Source organism: Streptomyces sp. NPDC036764, from assembly GCF_055609385.1.
This window is the reverse complement of record NZ_JBVJPT010000014.1, coordinates 185,271-204,068: the sequence shown is the minus strand read 5'-3', so window position 1 is coordinate 204,068 and position 18,798 is coordinate 185,271. Positions and strand designations below refer to the sequence as shown.

Below are 18,798 nucleotides of genomic sequence, written 5' to 3'. Positions count from 1 at the left end.
TTCATCCCCGGGAGGTAGTACGGGTACGGCCGCCGAAGCCGGCGAGCACGAGGAGCAGCACCCAGGTCACGAGCAGGCTGAGCACGGACACGGCGACGGACATCTGGGCCTGCGAGCCGCTGACGTTCACGATCCACACGGCGAACGGCACGAAGCCCAGCAGCCGCGCGACCGTGAACTCGCCGAGCACCAGGGCGAGGGTGAGGAAGGAGGCGTTGAGCAGGGCACCGCGGAGGTTGGGCAGGACGGCCCGGACCAGCGCCTGCGGCCAGCCCGCGCCGCAGCTCCGGGCGGCCTCCACGAGGGTGCGTACATCGATGGCGCGCAGCCCGGCGTCCAGGGCCCGGTACACGAACGGCAGCGCCATCACGACGTAGGCCAGGACGAGCACCACGGGGAAGTCCGGGTTCTGGATCGCGACGAAGGTCTGGAACAGCGGCGTGCGCGAGAGATGATCGGGCCCCCACTTCAGCACCGTCCCGATCCCGGCGACGAACGCGATCGGCGGCACGACCAGCGGCAGCGAGCACACCACCTCGACGACCGGCCGAAGCCGGGGCGCGCCGAGCCGCAGCGCGACCATGGCGGGCACCATCAGCAGCAGGACGACGGCGATGGTGGCGACGGCCAGCTCCAGCGAGAGCAGCAGAGCGGAGACGAAGCCGTCGGTGGACAGGATCTGGGTGTAGGCGTCGAAGGTCAGGCCCTGCCCGGGCACGTCCACCGTGAAGACGACGGACGCGGCCAGCGGCACCAGGAAGTACAGTCCGGCGAGGCCGAGCACGCCCCACCGCCACAGGTTCAGGCGAGCCATCGCGCACTCCGTCGTTGCAGGGGCAGATACACGGCCATGACCAGGCCGGCGATCAGGACCATGTCGAGGCTGAGGGCGAGCGCCACGTTCTCCTGCCCGACGAGGACGTTGCCGGAGAGGGCGTCGGCGATCTGGAGGGTGATCAGCGGGACGGAGCTGCCCACCATGGCGGCGGCCGTGGCGTATGCGGCGAAGGCGCTGCCGAAGAGCAGGACGAACCCGCCGAGGAGCGTGGGCAGCAGGACGGGCAGGGCCACATGCCGCCAGTACTGCACGGTCGTCGCGCCATTGTTCTGCGCGGCCTCGCGCCACTGGGAGCGCAGGCCCTCCAGGGCCGGGGTGATGGTGAGCACCATCAGCGGGATCTGGAAGTACAGGTAGACGAGGACGAGTCCCCAGAAGCTGTAGAGGTCCCAGCCCTTGTCCGTCAGGCCCAGATGCCGGGTCAGCACACCGGCGTTGCCGAGCGTGGCGACGAAGGCGAAGGCCAGCGGGACGCCGCCGAAGTTGGCGAGGACCCCGGACGCGGTGAGCACGGCCTCGCGCAGCGCGCGGAAGCGGGAGGTCGCCACGGCCTGGGCGAGCGGCAGCCCGAGGAGGGCGCCGAGGGCGGCGGATACGGCGGACAGCTTGACGCTGCCGAGCAGGGCCGTGAGGTAGGCGCCCTGCAGCGAGGTCGTCAGGTTGCCGGCGCTGTACGAAGTCGCCCCGGTGGCAGGGTCCTTGACGGTGAAGGCGCCGTCCAGCATGGCCAGGGCGGGCAGCCCGAAGGCGATGGCGGTGAAGGCGAGCAGCGGGACGACGGCGAGCCCTCCGCCAAGGGCACGGCGCCGCCGCTTGTGCGCAGCGGCGGTCGCCGTGTCGACCCGGGTGAGGGTGGTCGTCATCCGGAGACGGCCTTCGCCCAGCCCTGCCCGAGGACCGTCTTGGCCTTGCTCTGCTGGGCCTCGGTCGGGAAGGAGGGCGTCCCGGAGACCTCGGGCAGCTTGGCCGCGGCCGTCTTGTCGAGGGTGCCGGCCTTCTCCAGGGCGGTCATCAGGGCCGGACGGGCGAAGCCCTTGAGCCACAGGTTCTGGCCCTCGGCGCTGTAGAGGTACTCCTGCCACAGGCGGGCGGCCGCGGGGTGCGGGGCGTCCTTGTTGATGGCCTGGGAGTAGTACTGCGAGAACTTGCCGTCGCTCGGCACCGACACCTGCCAGTCGACGCCCTTGGACTTGAACTCCTCGGCGTAGCCGGCGTTGAGGTAGTCCCAGTCGATGCTGATCGGCGTCTCGCCCTTCTCGACGGTGGCCGGGGTCGACTCGACGGGCGTGTAGTTGCCGTTCTTCTTCAGCTTGGCGAAGAAGTCGAGGCCGGGCTGGATGTCGTCGAAGGAGCCGCCGTTCGCCAGGGCCGCCGCGTACACGCCGCCGAAGGCCGAACCGGACTTGGTGGGGTTGCCGTTGAGGGCGACCTGGCCCTTGTACTGCGGCTTCAGCAGATCGGCGAAGGTCTTCGGGCACTCCTTGACCCGCTTCGCGTCGCAGCCGATGGAGATGTAGCCGCCGTAGTCGTTGTACCAGCGGGCCTGCGCGTCCTTCTGGCCCTCGGGGATGTCGGCGAACGCCGCCACCTTGTACGGCGCGAGCAGCCCCTGCTGGGCGGCGCTCAGCGCGAAGGAGCTGCCGAGGTCGAGGACGTCGGGGGCGCGGTCCTGGCCCTTCCTCGACGTCACGGCGTTGATCTCGTCCTGGCTGGAGCCGTCGGGGCTCTCGACCTCGATCTTGATGCCGTACTTCTTCTGGAAGCCGTCGATGAGGGCGCCGTAGTTGGCCCAGTCACGGGGCAGCGCGATGGCGTGCAGCGTGCCCTCCTTCTTGGCCGCCTCGACCAGCTTGTCGATGCCGCCGAGGTCGGCGGCCGAGGTGGCGGTCGCGGCGCTCTTGCCGTCGGCGGCGGTGGACGCGTTGTCGGGGGCGGCGCCACAGGCGCTCAGGGCGAGCGCGGCGACGACGGCGAGGGCACCGCCGAGGGCGGCGTTTCTCGGCAGGGAAGCGGACACGGTTTCTCCAGGGGACGCGCGAGGGTGCAGGAGGATCTTGCCCAGGAAAGATCTCGAACTTGTCTGAACAAGTTGGCCCCAGTAGGCCCGCCGATGGTGACACGTTCGTTAACACTGGCGAAAGCCTCTGCCCTGAATTTGTGCACAGTCCCCTCAGGAACGGAGTGCCGGACGATCTCGATTACGCTGGTCACGCTGTGCACAGCGACGGACTCAGAGGGGAAGCATGACGGCGCGACACGAGGAGATCGCCGACGAGCTGCGTCGGGCGATCGACCGCGAGGAGTACACGGTCGGCTCACTGCTGCCCGCCGAGACGGACCTCGCGGCCCACTACGGCGTCTCGCGCGGCACGGTCCGGCAGGCCGTCGCGGCACTGACCGCCGAGGGCCTCATCGGCTCGCGCCAGGGCGCCCGCCGGGTGGTCCTGGCCAGCCGCCGCAGCCAGAGCTTCGCCGAGCTGCGCAGCTTCGCCCAGTGGGCGAACGCGATGGGCCGGGAGGCGACCGGCCACGTGGTCACCCAGGAGTACCGCCCGGCGACGAAGGAGGACGCGGTCCGCCTCCAACTGCCCGCCGGCACACCGGTGTTGCACGTCCTGCGGGTACGCGGCCTGGACGGCGAACCGGTGCTCCTGGAGCGCACGGTCTACGCGGACTGGATCTCGCCGGCCGTCGAGTCCATAGAGCCCGACTGCGCGTCGGTCACCCAACGCCTGTACGAGGACACGGGGTTGGTCTTCGCCTACGGCGAGCACGTCATCGACGCGGTGTCAGCGGGCGCGCAGGACGCGGAACTTCTGGGCATCCGCCGCACGAGCCCGCTCCTGCGGGTACGACGCGTGACGACGACCCGCGAGGGCCGCCCTGTGGAGTGGTCGGACGACCGCTACCGCTCGGACGCGGTGAGCTTCAGCGTGCACAACTCGATCGACAACAACGCGCTGGCTCGCAAGACGGCCGACTGACCCTCTCCGCCGTTTGGCTATGCGAGTCCGCCTGCCGGAGGAGGCCGCCGCGTGGACGAGCAGCGAGACTTCCCCCATGGACGCCACCGATATCCCCGCACTGCCGTTCGTCGACGAACACGCGACGACGGTCGAGGCGAACGCCGACGCCGTCTGGCACGAGCTGGGCGCCATGATGAACGGCACGCGCGGCTTCCGGGTGGCCGTGGCGGCCCCCGGCCACGAACTGGCCCTGGTCGGCCGGCACCCGTTCTCCACGTACGCCCTGATCTTCCACCTGGAGGAGTCGGGCGCGGGACGCACACGGCTGCGGGCCGAGACCCGAGCGAGGTTTCCCGGCCGGTCCGGTGCCCTCTACCGACTGCTGGTCATCGGCACGGGCGCCCACGCACTGGTCGTACGGCACATGCTGACGAAGGTCCGCAAGAACGCCGCTTAAGGGGCGCGGGGAACTGCGCGACAAGCCCCCACCCACCCGCACCCAGAAAACTACGTGGGCGACCCGGAAGAAAACCGCCGCAACAACGGCGACAGCACCAGCACCGACTTGGTCCGCTCCACAAACGGCTCCCCGGCGATCCGCTCGAGAACCCGCTCGAAATGCCGCATGTCAGAGGCGAAGACCTGCACCACGGCATCCGCGTCCCCGGTGACGGTGGACGCGGCCACAACCTCCTGGTACCGCTCAAGACCCCGCCGGATCGTCTCCGGCGAGGTGTTGTGCCGGCAGTAGATCTCGACGAACCCCTCGGTCTCCCAACCGAGGGCGGACGGGTCCACCCGTACGGTGAATCCGGTGATGGCTCCGGTGGCACGCAGCCGGTCCACACGCCGTTTCACGGCGGGCGCGGACAGGCCGACGAGCTGCCCGATGTCCGCGTAGGAGCGGCGGGCGTCCTCGGCGAGGGCGTGCACGATGCGTTCGTCGAGATCGTTCAGCACTGCGGGTGGTTCACTTCACTTCTGGCGTTGCGAGAGCTGCGTCCGTCGCGAGACGGGAACGGCGATAGCCGTACAGGAAGTAGAACACGAGACCGGCCGCCATCCAGCACCCGAAGACCACCCAGGTGACGGTGTCGAGGCTGAACATGTTGTACGCGCAGAACAGGAAGCCCAGCACCGGCAGCACCGGCCCGAACGGCACCCTGAACGTGCGCTCGAGCTCCGGCCGCTTCACGCGCAGCACGATCACCGCGATGTTGACCAGCGCGAAGGCGAACAGCGTGCCGATGCTGGTGGCGTCGACGAGCTTGCCCAGCGGGATGAGCGCCGCGAGCGCGCCGCAGAACAGGGACACGATGATCGTGTTGAGGCGCGGCGCCCCGGTCTTCGCGTGGACCTTGCCGAGCGCCTTGGGCACCAGGCCGTCACGGGACATCGCGAAGAGGATGCGGGTCTGGCCGTAGAGCACGGTGAGGACCACGCTCGCGATGGAGATGACGGCGCCGAGGGCGAGCAGCGTGCCGTAGAAGGACTGGCCGCTGACGTCGTTCATGATCGCGGCGAGCGAGGCCTCGGAGCCCTCGAACTTGGTCCAGTTCCAGGCGCCGACGGCGACACCCGCGACGAGGACGTACAGCGCGGTCACGATGATCAGCGAGAGCATGATCGCCCGCGGCAGGTCCTTCTTGGGGTCCTTGGCCTCCTCACCGGCGGTGGAGGCGGCGTCGAAGCCGATGTAGGAGAAGAACAGCGTGGCACCCGCGGCGCTCACGCCGGCCATGCCGAGCGGCATGAAGTCCTCGTAGTTGCCGGACTTGAAGCCCATGAAGCCGACCGCGCAGAACAGCACCAGAGCCGCGATCTTGACGGCGACCATGATCGTGTTGGCGCGTGCGGACTCGCGCACGCCGCCGAGCAGGAAGATCATCGCCAGCAGCACGACGATCAGCGCGGGCAGATTGATGATCCCGCCCTCGCCGGGTGCGGAGGACAGCACGGACGGGATGGTGACGCCTATCGTCCCGTCGAGGAGCTCGTTGAGGTACTCGCCCCAGCCGACGGCGACTGCGGCCACCGAGACGCCGTACTCCAGCACCAGACACCAGCCGCAGACCCAGGCGACCAGCTCACCCATCGTTGCGTACGCATACGAGTAGGAGGAGCCCGCGACCGGGATGCTGCCGGCCAGCTCGGCGTAGGACAGGGCCGAGAAGAGCGCCGTGAGGCCGGCGATCACGAAGGCCAGGGTGACCGCGGGACCGGCCTCCGGGACGGCGTCGCCGAGGACGACGAAGATGCCGGTGCCGAGGGTGGCACCGATGCTGATCATGGTGAGCTGCCACAGGCCGAGGGAGCGTCGCAGGGACCCTCCGTCGCCCTGGCCACCCTCCGCGACCAGGTGTTCCACGGGCTTGCGGCGCATCAGACGCGCGCCGACGCCGAGGGGTGCCGGGGCGGCCGTCCGGCCTGGGGATTGCGGGGGTGCGCCTTGGTCGAGCACGCGCTGGCTCCTTATCGCTGCCGTTCAGGGCGGCAGGGACCAGCGGCACCCCTTGCAGCAGGGACCCACCGAGCGGGGTCCCTGCCACGCCACGTACGAGGCGACAGCCTACGAGGAGTGACGTTGCTGGTGAAATGCAGCAACCTTGCGTATACCCGCAAGATCATTGCGTGTCTGGGGGTTGGGTGGGTGTTCGTTGCAGGGGGGCTTTCGACCGTTGCACGCAGGCCCTGCCGAGAGCTTCAGAGCGCCGCCGCACGCGGACCGATGCGCGCCCCTGAAGGGGCGCGGGGAACTGCGCGACAAGCCACAGGCTGCCCGCATCCGCCCGAAATACCGCCGCACCCGGGCCGTTCGGCGAGAGGGCGGCATACGACACGGCCCCCGCTTCCCGGCGGGCGGGACAACGGGGGCCGTACGAAGGGGCGTTGACGAGGCGTCAGCTCCAGCTTGCGTGCAGCGGCTTGCCCTCCGCGTAGCCGGCGGCGCTCTGGATGCCGACGACGGCCTTCTCGGCGAACTCCTCCAGGGAGCCGGCGCCCGCGTAGGTGCAGGACGACCGCACGCCCGCGATGATCGAGTCGATCAGGTCCTCCACGCCGGGCCGAGCCGGGTCGAGGAACATGCGGGAGGTGGAGATGCCCTCCTCGAACAGCGCCTTGCGGGCGCGGTCGTACGCCGACTCGTCGGACGTACGGTTGGCCACGGCGCGCGCGGAGGCCATGCCGAAGGACTCCTTGTAGAGCCGCCCGCTCGCGTCCTGCTGGAGGTCGCCCGGCGACTCGAAGGTACCCGCGAACCAGGACCCGACCATCACGTTGGACGCACCGGCGGCCAGCGCCATGGCGACGTCACGCGGGTGCCGGACGCCACCGTCGGCCCAGACGTGCTTGCCGTACTTCTTCGCCTCGGCGGCGCACTCCAGCACCGCCGAGAACTGCGGCCGGCCGACGCCGGTCATCATGCGGGTGGTGCACATCGCGCCCGGACCGACACCGACCTTGATGATGTCCGCGCCCGCCTCGACGAGATCCCGCACGCCCTCGGCGGCGACGATGTTGCCCGCCACGATCGGCACCTGCGGGTCGAGCGCCCGCACGGTCCGGATCGCGGCGATCATCGACTCCTGGTGGCCGTGCGCGGTGTCGATGACGAGGGTGTCGACGCCCGCGTCCAGCAGTTGCTTGGCCTTGCCCGCCACGTCGCCGTTGATGCCGACGGCGGCCGCGATGCGCAGCTTGCCCTGTGCGTCGACGGCGGGCGTGTACAGCGTGGCGCGCAGGGCGCCCTTGCGGGTCAGGATGCCCGCGAGACGGCCCTCGGAGTCGACGGCCGGGGCGTAGCGCCGGTTGTGGCCGTCGAGGGTGTTGAAGGCCTCGCGCGGGTCGATGTCCGCGTCGAGGAGCAGCAGGTCGCGGGACATCACGACTTCGAGCTGCGTGAAGCGGTCCACGCCGGACAGGTCGGAGTCGGTGACCACACCGATCGGCCGCTGGTTCTCGTCGACGACGACACCGGCGTTGTGGGCGCGCTTGGGCAGCAGGGCGAGCGCGTCGGCGACGGTCTGGTGCGGGGCCAGCACGATCGGGGTGTCGAGGACGTGGTGGCGGCTCTTCACCCAGGACACGACGTCCGTGACGACGTCGATCGGGATGTCCTGCGGGATGACGACCAGGCCGCCGCGCCGGGCCATCGTCTCGGCCATACGGCGGCCGGCGATGGCGGTCATGTTGGCGACGACCAGCGGGATCGTGGTGCCCGTGCCGTCCGGGGAGCTGAGGTCCACGCCCTGCCGCGAGCCGACCGCGCTGCGGCTCGGGACCATGAACACGTCGTCGTACGTCAGGTCGTACGGGGGCTGGATGTCATTGAGGAAACGCACGTGCTGCACATCCCAGTCGATCAGAGGTGGCCCCCGGACAGGTCAGCCAGGGGGAAGAGCACGTACTTCATTGTCCCATGCTGACCGGAATGCGATGCACGGTCGCATCATCCAAGCAGGTCAGGGACCCCTTAGGAGGATCCTCCAAGGGCGAGCAGCACGGAGAGCGCCGACGTGCGGTCCACCGCCTCGGAGAACACCTCCTGGGCGGTCTCCCACTCGTCGGGCCGCGCCTTCGCGTACGGGCGCCAGTTCCGTACGACGACCCGCATCCCCTGCTCGCCGGCGCCTTTTGGCCACACCGTGCGGTCGGAGAGGGAGTCGGCCAGCGCGTCCCAGTTGCGCCCGAACCAGTCGGGCAACCGCAGATCACGGGCGCAGCGGTCCATCAGACCCGCCTTGTCCGTGACCCCGTCGAGGTCGAGCGTGACCACGAGTTCCGTCATCCCTGTACCGCCCCGTCGTAGTGGTCGTCGATGAAGAAGGGGAGCGGCCCGGGCCGCCCCCCTTCTCCTGAGATTCCGTCAGTTCCCGTCCGGATCGGCCCTGTTGAGTGCCGGCTTCGGCGTCGGACCGGCCGCCATCAGCACGTCGGCCGCCGACGTGTCCGTCACCAGGCTGGTGACGAGCCCGGACCGCAGCACCGCGTCGATCGCGGCCGCCTTGCGCGCCCCGCCCGCTATGGCGACGACCTCGGGGATACGGCGGAGCTGGTCGGCCTTGACGGTGATGCACCGCTCGCCCAGGTCCCGCCCGACACGGCGGCCGTCGGCGTCGAAGAGGTGCGCGGACATCTCGGCGGCGACGCCGAGCGAGGCGTAGTGCGCCCGCTCCTCGTCGCTGAGCATGTCGTGCACCGTCGAGATGCCAGGCTCCCAGGAGCCGATGGAGACGCAGGCGACGGTGACCTTGTCGAAGTACTCGAAGGCCCGCGCGATGCCGGTCTGGTGGCGCAGCGCCACCGCGGTGGCCGCGTCCGGCAGCAGCATGGGCGCGTAGATGGGGTGGGCGTCGCCACCCGAAACCTGGGCGGCCCGGCGGACCGCCTCGACCGAACCGCGCTCGGCGGTCCCGGCGTCGTAGACACCCGTGAGCTGCACCACCGTGCACGGCGGCAGCCGGTCGAGGGCGGCGGCCATGTGGATGGTGGACCGGCCCCAGGCCAGGCCCAGCACATCACCCTCGTTCACCAGCTCGCCGAGCAGGTCGGCGGCCACTTCCCCCAGGTTCTCCGGGTCCGGCGTCTCCTCGGCGTCGGCCGGGGACTCGACCACGACGGCGTGCCTGAGGCCGTAGCGGGCGCGCAGCGCGTCGGAGCGCTCCGCGTCCAGCTCGGCCGGCACACGGATCTCGATGCGCACCAGATCCCGTTCGAGAGCGGTCTCCAGGACCCGGGCCACCTTGAAGCGGCTGACGCCGAACTCCTCGGCGATCTGGATCTTGGATTTGCCCTCGAGGTAGAAGCGGCGGGCCATGGCCGCCGCCTGCACCAGCTCAGCGGGTCCCATCCGCATGGCTGACCGGCCCGCCGACATACCCGACACGGCGATCTCCTCACTGCTGTTCACACTCTGGATTCGCCGTTCATCCTTGCAGATCCGGCGCTCTTGATCCGCCCTGATGGGCGCCGTTCACGTTCCCTTGGCTCAGTGGTCGCATGCCCAGGCGGCGGACTTCGTCACGCCCTCCGCCTGAGCGCGCAACGCGCGGACCGCCGCGGCGGGGTCGTCCGCCCCGTACACCGCCGAACCGGCGACGAAGACGTCCGCGCCCGCCTCCGCGCACCGCTCGATGGTGCTTGCCGAGACACCGCCGTCGACCTGGAGCCACAGGTCGAGGCCGTGCTTGCTGATCAACTCGCGGGTGCGGCGAATCTTCGGAAGCATGATGTCGAGAAACGCCTGACCACCGAAGCCCGGCTCGACCGTCATGATCAGCAGCATGTCGAGTTCGGGCAGCAGATCCTCATAGGGCTCGATGGGTGTCGCGGGCTTCAGCGCCATGGAGGCCCGAGCACCCTTGGCCCTGATCTCCCGGGCCAGTCGCACGGGAGCCGCGGCGGCCTCGACATGGAAGGTGACGGAAGAGGCCCCCGCTTCCACGTACTGGGGCGCCCACCGATCGGGGGCCTCGATCATCAGATGGCAGTCCAGCGGAGTGTCCGTCGCACGGGCCAGGGACTCTACGACCGGCACGCCGAGCGTGAGGTTCGGGACGAAATGGTTGTCCATGACGTCGACGTGGAGGAAGTCGGCTCCCTCGACCGCCTTCGCCTCGTCCGCGAGGCGGGCGAAGTCGGCGGACAGGATGCTGGGGTTGATCTGCGCGGCCATGACCCAAGACTGCCATGTCCGGGCACGAATGTTCGCGTCGGTCCAGACCTAAGACGTTCATCGGATGTTGTGTCCGGACTGTGCGTGCCATGCTGGGCGACCGGCCGGATCGCTTTACGGCTGCGGGGGTGACCATGACGGAGACCCGGGAGAAGGACCGGCGGACGGGTTCGGGACAGCAGGGCATCGCCCATCTGGTCTGCGGACGCCGTGCCAAGTGGGTGGTGCTGGTCCTGTGGCTGCTGGCGCTGTTCGTGACCGCGCCGCTGGCCCAGAAGCTGAGCGACGCACAGGACAACGACGCGGCGTCCTGGCTGCCCGGGTCCGCGGAATCCACCCAAGTCCTGCAGATCTCCGAGAACTTCAGGCCGGAGCAGATCCCCGCGGTGGTCATCTACGCCCGCGACAGCGGCCTCACGGCCGAGGACCGGGCCGCGATCACCGAGGACGTGGCCCAGCTCAAGCAGCTCACCGCCCACGGCATCCGGGGCGCCGAGACCCGCGGACCCGTGTTCGACCGGGAGACCGACCCGCGCGCGGCCCAGGTCCAGGTCCCGATCACGATGGACGAGCAGGGCTGGGACCGTATCGCACCCGCCGTCGACTCCATCAAGGACATCGTCGGGACGAGCAGCGGCGGCCTCGCCGTGTACATCACGGGCCCGGGCGGCACGTCGGCGGACTTCGCCGAGGCTTTCGAGGGCATCGACTCCACACTCCTGCTCTCGGCGATGACGGTCGTCATCGTCATGCTGCTGATCACCTACCGCAGCCCGACCCTGCTCCTGGTCCCCCTGGTCGCCGTGATCGTCGCCCTGTTCACCGCGCAGGCCCTCATCTACCTCCTGGCGGAGCACGGGGGCCTGACGGTCAACGGCCAGAGCGCGGGCATCCTGACGGTCCTGGTCTTCGGCGCGGGCACCGACTACGCGCTGCTCCTCGTCGCCCGCTATCGGGAAGAACTGCGCCATCACGAGGACCGTCACGAGGCGATGGCCCTGGCCCTGCACCGCGCGGGCCCGGCGGTGCTGGCCTCCGGCGCGACCGTCGTCCTGAGCATGCTGGTGCTGCTGGCGGCGGAGATGAACTCCACGAGCGGCCTCGGCCCGGTCGCCGCGATCGGCGTGGCGGTGGGCCTGCTGGCGATGATGACCCTCTTCCCGGCGCTCCTCGTCATCTGCGGCCGCTGGATCTTCTGGCCGGCGATCCCGCACGTCGGCGCGGAGAACCCGCACGAGCGCGGCGTCTGGGCCCGCATGGGCCGCAACATCGCCCGCCGCCCCCGCGTGACCTGGGTCATCACGGCAGTGGTCCTCGCGGTCTGCTCCCTGGGCCTGATCCAACTGCGCGCCGAGGGTCTGAGCAACGCCGACGCCTTCACCGACAAACCGGAATCGATCACCGGCCAGGAGATCTCCGAGGAGTACTTCCCGGCCGGCAGCGGCGACCCCCTGGTCATCGTCAGCAACCAGGCCCAGGCCCGGGAGGTGGGCCGCGCCGTCGCCGACACCCGGGGCGTCGTCCCCGAATCCCTCGGCCTGCCGCCCGGCACGAAACCGTTCTACGAAGGCAAGGTGCTCTTCGAGGCGACGATGACCGCCCCGTCCGACAGCGAGGCCGCGAAACAGACGGTCGAGCGGGTACGGGACGCCGTCCACGCGGTGCCCGACGCCGACGCCCAGGTGGGCGGGGGCACGGCGGCCCTGCTGGACATGGACAAGGCGACGACCCACGACAACATCCTGATCATCCCGCTGGTCCTGGTCGTGGTGATGCTGATCCTCGCCGGCCTGCTGCGCGCCCTGATCGCCCCGCTGCTGCTGATCGGGACGGTGATCCTGTCCTTCACGGCGGCGCTCGGCATCAGCGCGCTGGCCTTCCGCCACATCTTCGACTACGCCGGCGAGTCGACCGACTTCCCGCTGTTCGTCTTCGTCTTCCTGGTTGCACTGGGCATCGACTACAACATCTTCCTGACCACCCGCATCCGCGAGGAGGCCGCCCATCAGGGCACCCGCCAGGGCGTCATCACCGGCCTGGCCGCCACCGGCGCGGTCATCACCTCCGCTGGCCTGGTCCTCGCCGGAACCTTCGCCGCCCTGGGCACCCTCCCCATGGTCGCCTTCGCCGAGATCGGCTTCACGGTGGCGCTGGGGGTGCTCCTGGACACGTTCATCGTGCGCTCGGTGCTCGTGACGGCGCTGTTCCTGGACGTGGGGAAGAAGGTGTGGTGGCCGCACAGGTTGTCGCGGGACGACGGGGATCCGGCGGCGGTTGCGGGTTCGCAGGCGAGGGCTGGTCAGCGAGGCGGCTGACATGAGGGCGGTGGCGAAGGAGGATGGAGCACTCCCACGCCGGTCCCGTCCTCACCCACGACCTCGAGCTCAGCCGACCTTCCGCATCAACGCCAGATACATCGCGTCCGTGCCGTGCACATGAGGCCACAACTGCACATCGGGCCCCTCCCCCAGCTCCGGCACCCCCGGCAGCAACGCCCGCGCGTCGATCAGCTCGACGTCGGCCCGGTGCTTCAGCACGTCGTCGACCACCGCCCGCGTCTCGGCAAGATGCGGCGAGCAGGTCGCGTACCCGACGACGCCCCCCACCCGCACGGAGTCGATCGCGCCGGCCAGCAGCTCGCGCTGGAGCGGAGCGAACCCGTCCAGGTCCTCCGGCCGCCGCCGCCACCGCGCCTCCGGCCGCCGCCGCAGCGCCCCGAGTCCGGTGCACGGCACGTCCACCAGCACCCGGTCGAAGCTCTCGGCCCGCCACGGCGGCCGCGTCCCGTCGGCGGCGATGACCTGATACGGCCCCGGATTGCCGTGCAGGGCCTTCGCCACCAGCCCCGCCCGGTGCGGCTGCTTCTCGGACGCCAGCAGCATGGCCCCCCGCTCGGCGGCCAGTGCCGCGAGGAGCGCGGCCTTTCCGCCGGGCCCGGCACATCCGTCGAGCCACTTCTCGTCGGGCCCGTCGAGCGGCGCGTTGGCGAGAGCGAGGGCGACGAGCTGACTGCCCTCGTCCTGCACCCCCGCACGCCCTTCGCGCACGGCCTCGATGGCCCCCGGTTCCCCTCCCTCGGCCAACCGCACGGCATACGGCGACCAGCGCCCCGCCACCGCGGCCTCCTCGCCGAGCAGTTCCTCGGTCGTGGCCCGCCCCGGCCGCGCGACCAGCGTCACCTCGGGCCGCTCGTTGTCGGCCTCCAGCAGCCGCTCGATCCCGGCGCGCCCGCCGCCGAGCGAGTCCCACAGCGCGGAGACGACCCACCGCGGATGCGAGTGCACGACGGCGAGGTGTTCCTCGGGATCGTCGTCGTAGGGCGGCGCGACCCGCTGGATCCACCCGTCGAGGTCGTCCTGCGCGATCTTCCGCAGCACGGCGTTGACGAACTTCGCGCGCCCGTCGCCGAGTACGACCCGGGCGAGCTCGACGGACGCCGACACCGCGGCATGCGTGGGAATCCGCGTCCCCAGCAACTGGTGCGCGCCCAGGCTGAGCACATCCAGCACCGGCGGGTCGACCTCACGCAACGGCCGGTCCACGCACGCGGCGATGACCGCGTCGTACGTCCCCTGCCGCCGCAGCGTCCCGTACACCAGCTCGGTGGCGAGCGCGGCGTCCCGCCCGTCGAAGTCGCCCTTCTCCCGTGCCTTGCGCAGCAGCGGCGGGAGTACGAGGTTGGCGTAGGCGTCCCGCTCGTCCACGGCGCGCAGCGCCTCGAAGGCGAGGACGCGGACGGGGTCCTTCTTGGGCCGTCGGTAGGGCTTGCCGGTTCTGCCGGGCCGACGGGAGGTGTCGCTCACGAAAAGGTGCTCCGGATTACTGGATGAGATGTACGACCAGCCTACGTCGCACGTCCGGCCAGGCGGACGCCCGGTTACGCCCCGACGCTCTCCCCGTCAGCGATCCGCACGCCCCGCGCCCAGTCGGCGGCGCGCATCGGCTTCTTGCCCTGCGCCTGCACCCACAGCAGCTCGACGGCGTACGACCCGGTCCCGACGTACACGTTGTTCTTCCCCACGGAGAGCGCACCGGGGGCGAGGTCGTCGCGCCCCGGCACCGGCTGCACATGGATGAGCTTGAGCCGCTCGCCGCGGAAGGTGGTCCAGGCGCCCGGCGCGGGGGTGCACCCGCGCACGAGCCGGTCGACGCGCAGCGAGGGAGCGCTCCAGTCGATGTGCGCGTCCTCGACATTGACCTTGGGGGCGAGGGTGATCCCCTCGGACGGCTGCGGTACGGCCTTCAGCGTGCCGTCCTCGATCCCGTCCATGGTCGCGACGAGCAGTCCGGCGCCCGCGAAGGCGAGCCGGGTCAGCAGGTCGCCGCTGGTGTCGGTGGACCGGATCGCCTCGGTGACCGTGCCGTAGACGGGTCCGGAGTCGAGCCCCTCCTCGATGAGGAAGGTCGAGGCCCCGGTGATCTCGTCGCCCGCCATGATGGAGTGCTGCACGGGAGCGGCCCCGCGCCAGGCGGGCAGCAGCGAGAAGTGCAGGTTGACCCAGCCGTGGGCCGGCACGTCGAGGGCGACGCGCGGCAGCAGGGCGCCGTAGGCGACGACGGGGCAGCAGTCCGGCGCGATCTCCCGCAGCTTCTCCAGGAACTCGGGATCGCGCGGCTTGGCGGGCTTGAGCACCTCGATCCCGGCCTCCTCGGCCCGCTCGGCCACCGGGCTCGCCACCAGCCTGCGCCCACGCCCGGCCGGGGCGTCGGGCCGCGTGACGACGGCGGCCACGTCGTGCCGCCCGGAGGCGATCAGAGCGTCAAGAGCGGGAACGGCGACCTCGGGGGTACCGGCGAAGACAAGCTTCATGGGTGAGCACGGGCCTCTCGGTCGGGGTTGGTCGGTATCTGCTGGGATCGGCTGGGCAACGCACAAGTCTATGGGAGTCGTCCGAGGCCGAACGTCTGGGCGTACACACCACTCAGGGGCGTAGGCATATGCCCACACGCCCCCAGTGCGTGACCCGCGGAGCACTCCCGCGTTGGTCAAGAAAGAGTTGACCACAACGGGCCGCAAGCACCGTAACCGCGGCCCTCTCCTTTTCTACGCCGGTTCGAGAGGCTTGTTCATGGCCGACCACGCAACCCACGACGCCCAGGCTCGGGCAAGCCTGCACTTGCTGGTGCGGGACATCGAGCGGGTCCGCCGGCAGGTGGACGCACTGCGAACGCTCACCGCGCAACTGGGCAACGTCTACCGCCCGCGCCGCTCGGGTCCCTCCACGGGCTTCGTCGTCTACGGACGCGCACCCGCCCCGACGGTCCGTCTCGCCCAGGAGCTGCGGGACAGCGTCGAAACCCTGGTCACGGCAGCCGTGGACTTCGACCGCTCGCTCGGCTTCTCCTGGGACGCGGTGGGTTCCGCCCTCGGCGTCACCAAGCAGGCGGTCCACCGTCGCTACGGCGCACGCCGCGCCGCCACCCAGGCGGCGGCCGAGGCCGAGCGCACGTCCGAGCCGTCGGGCTCCCGGACGGTCAATGTGTCCACCGCCCTCCCCACGGTGCCGACGGTCCCCGCGGCCCGCTCGATGCCGACGCAGCCGACGGCGGGCAGCCCCGGCCTCCGCGACGAGGCCAGGCCCACGGCCTTCCCCGGCCCCCGCAACGGCTGATCCCCAGCACTCTGCCCTCCCGGAGCGCACCCGGGAGGGCAGAGTCATGTCCGGCGCCTGCCGCCGCGATGCCCCGCCCTCACCCGATGTCAGGCGGATCGATCCGAACCCGCACCGCGATCTCGCTCGCCCCGCGCGCCATCCGAGCCGCCTGCGCGGCCTTCAGCGCGGCGGCCAACGCGGCCCCGCTCCCCGGCGGCACGCGGATCAACGCCCGGTCCCAGTGCTCCCCCGGCGGCGGCCCGCCCACCCGGCGAGGCCGCCCCACCGCCGTGACGGCAATCGGCACCGGCCCCAACACCTCGGCGTCCGGCGGCAGCTCGGCCGTACGGAGGAACTCGGCGACCGCCTCCCCCGGCCCGGACACCGCGGCCATCCGTGACACCGGCGGAAACCCGAGCTCGGCCCGCTCGCCGAGCTCGCGCACCGCGTGCCCGACCGGGTCCCACCGCACCAGCGCCTGTACGGGCCGCAGCGTGGGTTCGGCGACGACGACCACCGTCCCCCCGGCGCTCTGCGGCCGGACCAGCGAGGCGGCCGCGATCCAGCGGCGCAACGCGTCCTCCCCCGCCCGCAGATCGGGCCGCCCGAGCATGGCCCAGCCGTCCAGCAGCAGCGCTGCGGCATAGCCGCCCTCGGCGACGGGTTCGGCGCCCGGCGTGCTCACGACCAGCGAGGGTGTGCCCGGCACGGTGTCCAGGACATGTTCACGCCCGGACGTCCGTACCGGAACGGCGGGGAAGGCCCGCCCCAGTTCCTCGGCGGTCCGGCGCGCCCCCACCACCTGGGCGCGCAGCCGGAAGCCACCGCACTCAGGACAGTGCCAGGAACGCTCGTCGCGCCCGCACCACCCGCACCGCAGATCGGCCCCGGAGCCCTGCGCCTCCAACGGCCCGGAGCAGTGCCGGCACCGGGCGGGCGCCCGGCAGTTGGCGCAGGCCATCCGCGGCACGTATCCCCGCCGGGGCACCTGCACGAGCACCGGCCCTTGTCGCAGCCCTTCCCGCACCGCCTGCCAGGCGAGCGTGGGCAACCGGGCGGCGCGGGCGGCCTCGTCCCGCGCGAGATCGCCGTCCCCGACGGTCCGTACGAGCGGAGCCGCGCCCCGCACCTGCTCCCGCGAGGCGACCACCGGCCGTGCCCAGCCGCTCTCCACGAGCTGGGCGGCCTCCACGGTGCAACTCCAACTCCCCAGCAGGAAGCCGCACTTGTCCTGGGCGGCCCGGAGCAACAGCACTTCACGCGCATGGGGCTGCGGGGCGTGCTGCTCGCTGTGGCTGTCGTCGCCGTCGTCCCAGAGGGCGACCAGCCCCAGGTCCTGTACCGGCGCGAACATCGCGGCCCGAGTCCCCACGACCGCCCGCACGCTCCCCCGGCGCACCGCGAGCCATTCCCGGTAGCGCTTCTCGGGCCCTGCGTCGGCGGTCAGCACCGCGTGGCGTCCCTTGCCCATCAGCGAGGTCAGGGCGGCATCGACGCGCGCCACGGCCCGCCCGTCCGGCAGCACGACGAGCGCTCCCCGCCCGGAGGCCAGCGTGGCGACGACGGCCCGGGCCAGTTCCTCACTCCACTCGGGTCCGGGCAAGGCGTTCCACACGGCACGCGGCGCACCGCCGGAAGCGAGCGCCTCCAGGAAGCCGGCCCCTCGCTCATAGCGCCCCCAGGACCCCGCCTCTGGCCGGCCGGGCGGCGCCAGCGGTTCCGGTGAGGGCCGCTGCTCGGCCCGGGCGCTGCGCGGCGGCACGGCGAGCTGGAGCACATCGGCAAGCCCTCCGGCGTACCGGTCGGCCACGGCCCGCGCGAGCGCCAGCAGCTCCTCGCTCAGGACCCGCTCGGGCGAGACGACCTGGGCGAGCGCCGCCAGGGGACCTGAGTAGTCGGACTCGGCGACGCGCTCGACGAGGAATCCGTCGATGAGCCCGCCGCCCTCACGCCGCCCCTCGCGCACGCGATGCCGCCCGGCCCCGAACCGCACCCGCACCCGCACCCCGGGCTGGGCGTCGGCGTCCAGCTCCTCCGGTACGGCGTAGTCGAAGTACCGGTCGAGATGCAGCACGCCCTTGTCGACCAGCACCCGCGCCACCGGCAAGTGCTCGGCGAGCCTGGCTCCGCGCCAGGTCCTGGGCTTCGCCCTCGGCGTCTTGGCGTTCCGCACACTCTCCCGAATGAGCGCGAGCTGCTCGGGCGACGCCCCCTCGGCGCCGCCGCCCTCACTGCCGTTCTCGCTGCTCACGCTTGCATTCTTACCAAACGCCACTGACAACCGGCGCCCGCCCGAGTTCCCCACGGCGACGGACCGCACTCTGCCTTGGACCACTCGGCCACGCCACCGGGCCCACCCCGGCCGACGGCGGGATTCGAACCCGCGGGGGGCCACCGCCCCGAAGTACCCGTCACCTTCGCACCGGACACACCGGCATCAGCTCTCCCGAGATCATCTCGGCAACGGCACACAAACTCAGTTTCACCGCGCACCCGAAGGCACACTCCACAGAAGCAACCGCGACCACCGCACCGGGAGATCACCAGCGTACGAATCCGCAAGCACGGCTCGCCAGCCATTTCCGTGATCGTTCCAGCCGCCCACTTCGAGCCACGCTTGCCGAAGCCCTCCGGCCCGGTATCAGAACTGGAAACGGGAAACTCCGCCGCCCGCCTTGCCCGAGTCGCTCACCGAGCCGACGCTGATGGGACCGGACGGCCCGA

General features: G+C 71.2%; 16 protein-coding genes. 4 read left to right on the top strand and 12 right to left on the bottom strand.

What is annotated here, in order from left to right; translation table 11 throughout:
- Nucleotide 1: 1 nt before the first annotated feature.
- Genes ACZ69Q_RS36655 through ACZ69Q_RS36645 form a run of 3 tightly spaced genes read right to left on the bottom strand, consistent with a single transcriptional unit; the run spans nt 2 to nt 2,855 of the window.
- Nucleotides 2–814, bottom strand: a complete 813-nt coding sequence (locus ACZ69Q_RS36655) for an ABC transporter permease (protein WP_471050700.1) — start codon at nt 812–814, stop codon at nt 2–4.
- On the bottom strand, nt 802–1,701 hold the full coding sequence (locus tag ACZ69Q_RS36650; RefSeq protein WP_471050697.1) for an ABC transporter permease: 900 nt from the start codon (nt 1,699–1,701) through the stop codon (nt 802–804). Before ACZ69Q_RS36650 ends, ACZ69Q_RS36655 begins: the two co-directional genes overlap by 13 nt.
- Nucleotides 1,698–2,855 (bottom strand): ABC transporter substrate-binding protein, encoded by a 1,158-nt coding sequence (locus ACZ69Q_RS36645; RefSeq protein WP_471050695.1) that lies wholly within the window; start codon nt 2,853–2,855, stop codon nt 1,698–1,700. Before ACZ69Q_RS36645 ends, ACZ69Q_RS36650 begins: the two co-directional genes overlap by 4 nt.
- Before the next feature lie 226 nt (nt 2,856–3,081).
- Here ACZ69Q_RS36645 and ACZ69Q_RS36640 point away from each other — a divergent pair, with 226 nt between their 5' ends.
- Both ACZ69Q_RS36640 and ACZ69Q_RS36635 read left to right on the top strand, forming a co-directional pair.
- Entirely contained in the window at nt 3,082–3,822 is a 741-nt protein-coding gene (locus ACZ69Q_RS36640; protein ID WP_471050692.1) for a GntR family transcriptional regulator, read from the top strand.
- Nucleotides 3,823–3,898: 76 nt separating this feature from the next.
- Nucleotides 3,899–4,261, top strand: a complete 363-nt coding sequence (locus ACZ69Q_RS36635) for a hypothetical protein (RefSeq protein WP_471050689.1) — start codon at nt 3,899–3,901, stop codon at nt 4,259–4,261.
- A gap of 50 nt (nt 4,262–4,311) precedes the next feature.
- On the opposite strand, the gene ACZ69Q_RS36630 is transcribed toward ACZ69Q_RS36635, so the two are convergent.
- From ACZ69Q_RS36630 to rpe, 6 genes are all read right to left on the bottom strand, one after another.
- Nucleotides 4,312–4,764: an Lrp/AsnC family transcriptional regulator gene (locus tag ACZ69Q_RS36630; protein ID WP_062713983.1), complete on the bottom strand. Its 453-nt coding sequence runs from the start codon at nt 4,762–4,764 to the stop codon at nt 4,312–4,314.
- 10 nt (nt 4,765–4,774) lie between these two features.
- The gene (locus ACZ69Q_RS36625) at nt 4,775–6,265 is read right to left on the bottom strand and encodes an amino acid permease (protein ID WP_471050685.1); all 1,491 of its coding nucleotides are present in this window, start codon (nt 6,263–6,265) and stop codon (nt 4,775–4,777) included.
- Nucleotides 6,266–6,704: 439 nt separating this feature from the next.
- The gene (locus tag ACZ69Q_RS36620; RefSeq protein WP_471050682.1) at nt 6,705–8,147 is read right to left on the bottom strand and encodes a GuaB1 family IMP dehydrogenase-related protein; all 1,443 of its coding nucleotides are present in this window, start codon (nt 8,145–8,147) and stop codon (nt 6,705–6,707) included.
- 131 nt (nt 8,148–8,278) lie between these two features.
- On the bottom strand, nt 8,279–8,593 hold the full coding sequence (locus ACZ69Q_RS36615; protein WP_471050680.1) for a barstar family protein: 315 nt from the start codon (nt 8,591–8,593) through the stop codon (nt 8,279–8,281).
- 78 nt (nt 8,594–8,671) lie between these two features.
- A complete protein-coding gene (locus ACZ69Q_RS36610; RefSeq protein ID WP_471050678.1) occupies nt 8,672–9,715 on the bottom strand; it encodes a sugar-binding transcriptional regulator in 1,044 nt (347 codons plus the stop codon).
- Between the two features lie 78 nt (nt 9,716–9,793).
- Entirely contained in the window at nt 9,794–10,480 is a 687-nt protein-coding gene (gene rpe, locus ACZ69Q_RS36605) for a ribulose-phosphate 3-epimerase (protein WP_471050676.1), read from the bottom strand.
- Nucleotides 10,481–10,614: 134 nt separating this feature from the next.
- Between rpe and ACZ69Q_RS36600 the strand changes: the two genes are divergently transcribed.
- Complete coding sequence (locus ACZ69Q_RS36600; RefSeq protein WP_471050674.1) at nt 10,615–12,795, top strand: MMPL family transporter; 2,181 nt, start codon at nt 10,615–10,617, stop codon at nt 12,793–12,795.
- Nucleotides 12,796–12,864: 69 nt separating this feature from the next.
- Here the strand turns inward: ACZ69Q_RS36600 and ACZ69Q_RS36595 are convergent, their stop codons facing one another.
- Both ACZ69Q_RS36595 and fmt read right to left on the bottom strand, forming a co-directional pair.
- Complete coding sequence (locus ACZ69Q_RS36595) at nt 12,865–14,283, bottom strand: RsmB/NOP family class I SAM-dependent RNA methyltransferase (protein WP_471050671.1); 1,419 nt, start codon at nt 14,281–14,283, stop codon at nt 12,865–12,867.
- A 74-nt stretch (nt 14,284–14,357) separates the two neighbouring features.
- Nucleotides 14,358–15,290: a methionyl-tRNA formyltransferase gene (fmt, locus tag ACZ69Q_RS36590; protein WP_471050668.1), complete on the bottom strand. Its 933-nt coding sequence runs from the start codon at nt 15,288–15,290 to the stop codon at nt 14,358–14,360.
- 259 nt (nt 15,291–15,549) lie between these two features.
- Here fmt and ACZ69Q_RS36585 point away from each other — a divergent pair, with 259 nt between their 5' ends.
- A complete protein-coding gene (locus ACZ69Q_RS36585) occupies nt 15,550–16,092 on the top strand; it encodes a hypothetical protein (RefSeq protein WP_393515499.1) in 543 nt (180 codons plus the stop codon).
- Nucleotides 16,093–16,171: 79 nt separating this feature from the next.
- On the opposite strand, the gene ACZ69Q_RS36580 is transcribed toward ACZ69Q_RS36585, so the two are convergent.
- Nucleotides 16,172–18,325: a primosomal protein N' gene (locus ACZ69Q_RS36580; RefSeq protein ID WP_471050665.1), complete on the bottom strand. Its 2,154-nt coding sequence runs from the start codon at nt 18,323–18,325 to the stop codon at nt 16,172–16,174.
- Nucleotides 18,326–18,798 lie beyond the last annotated feature (473 nt).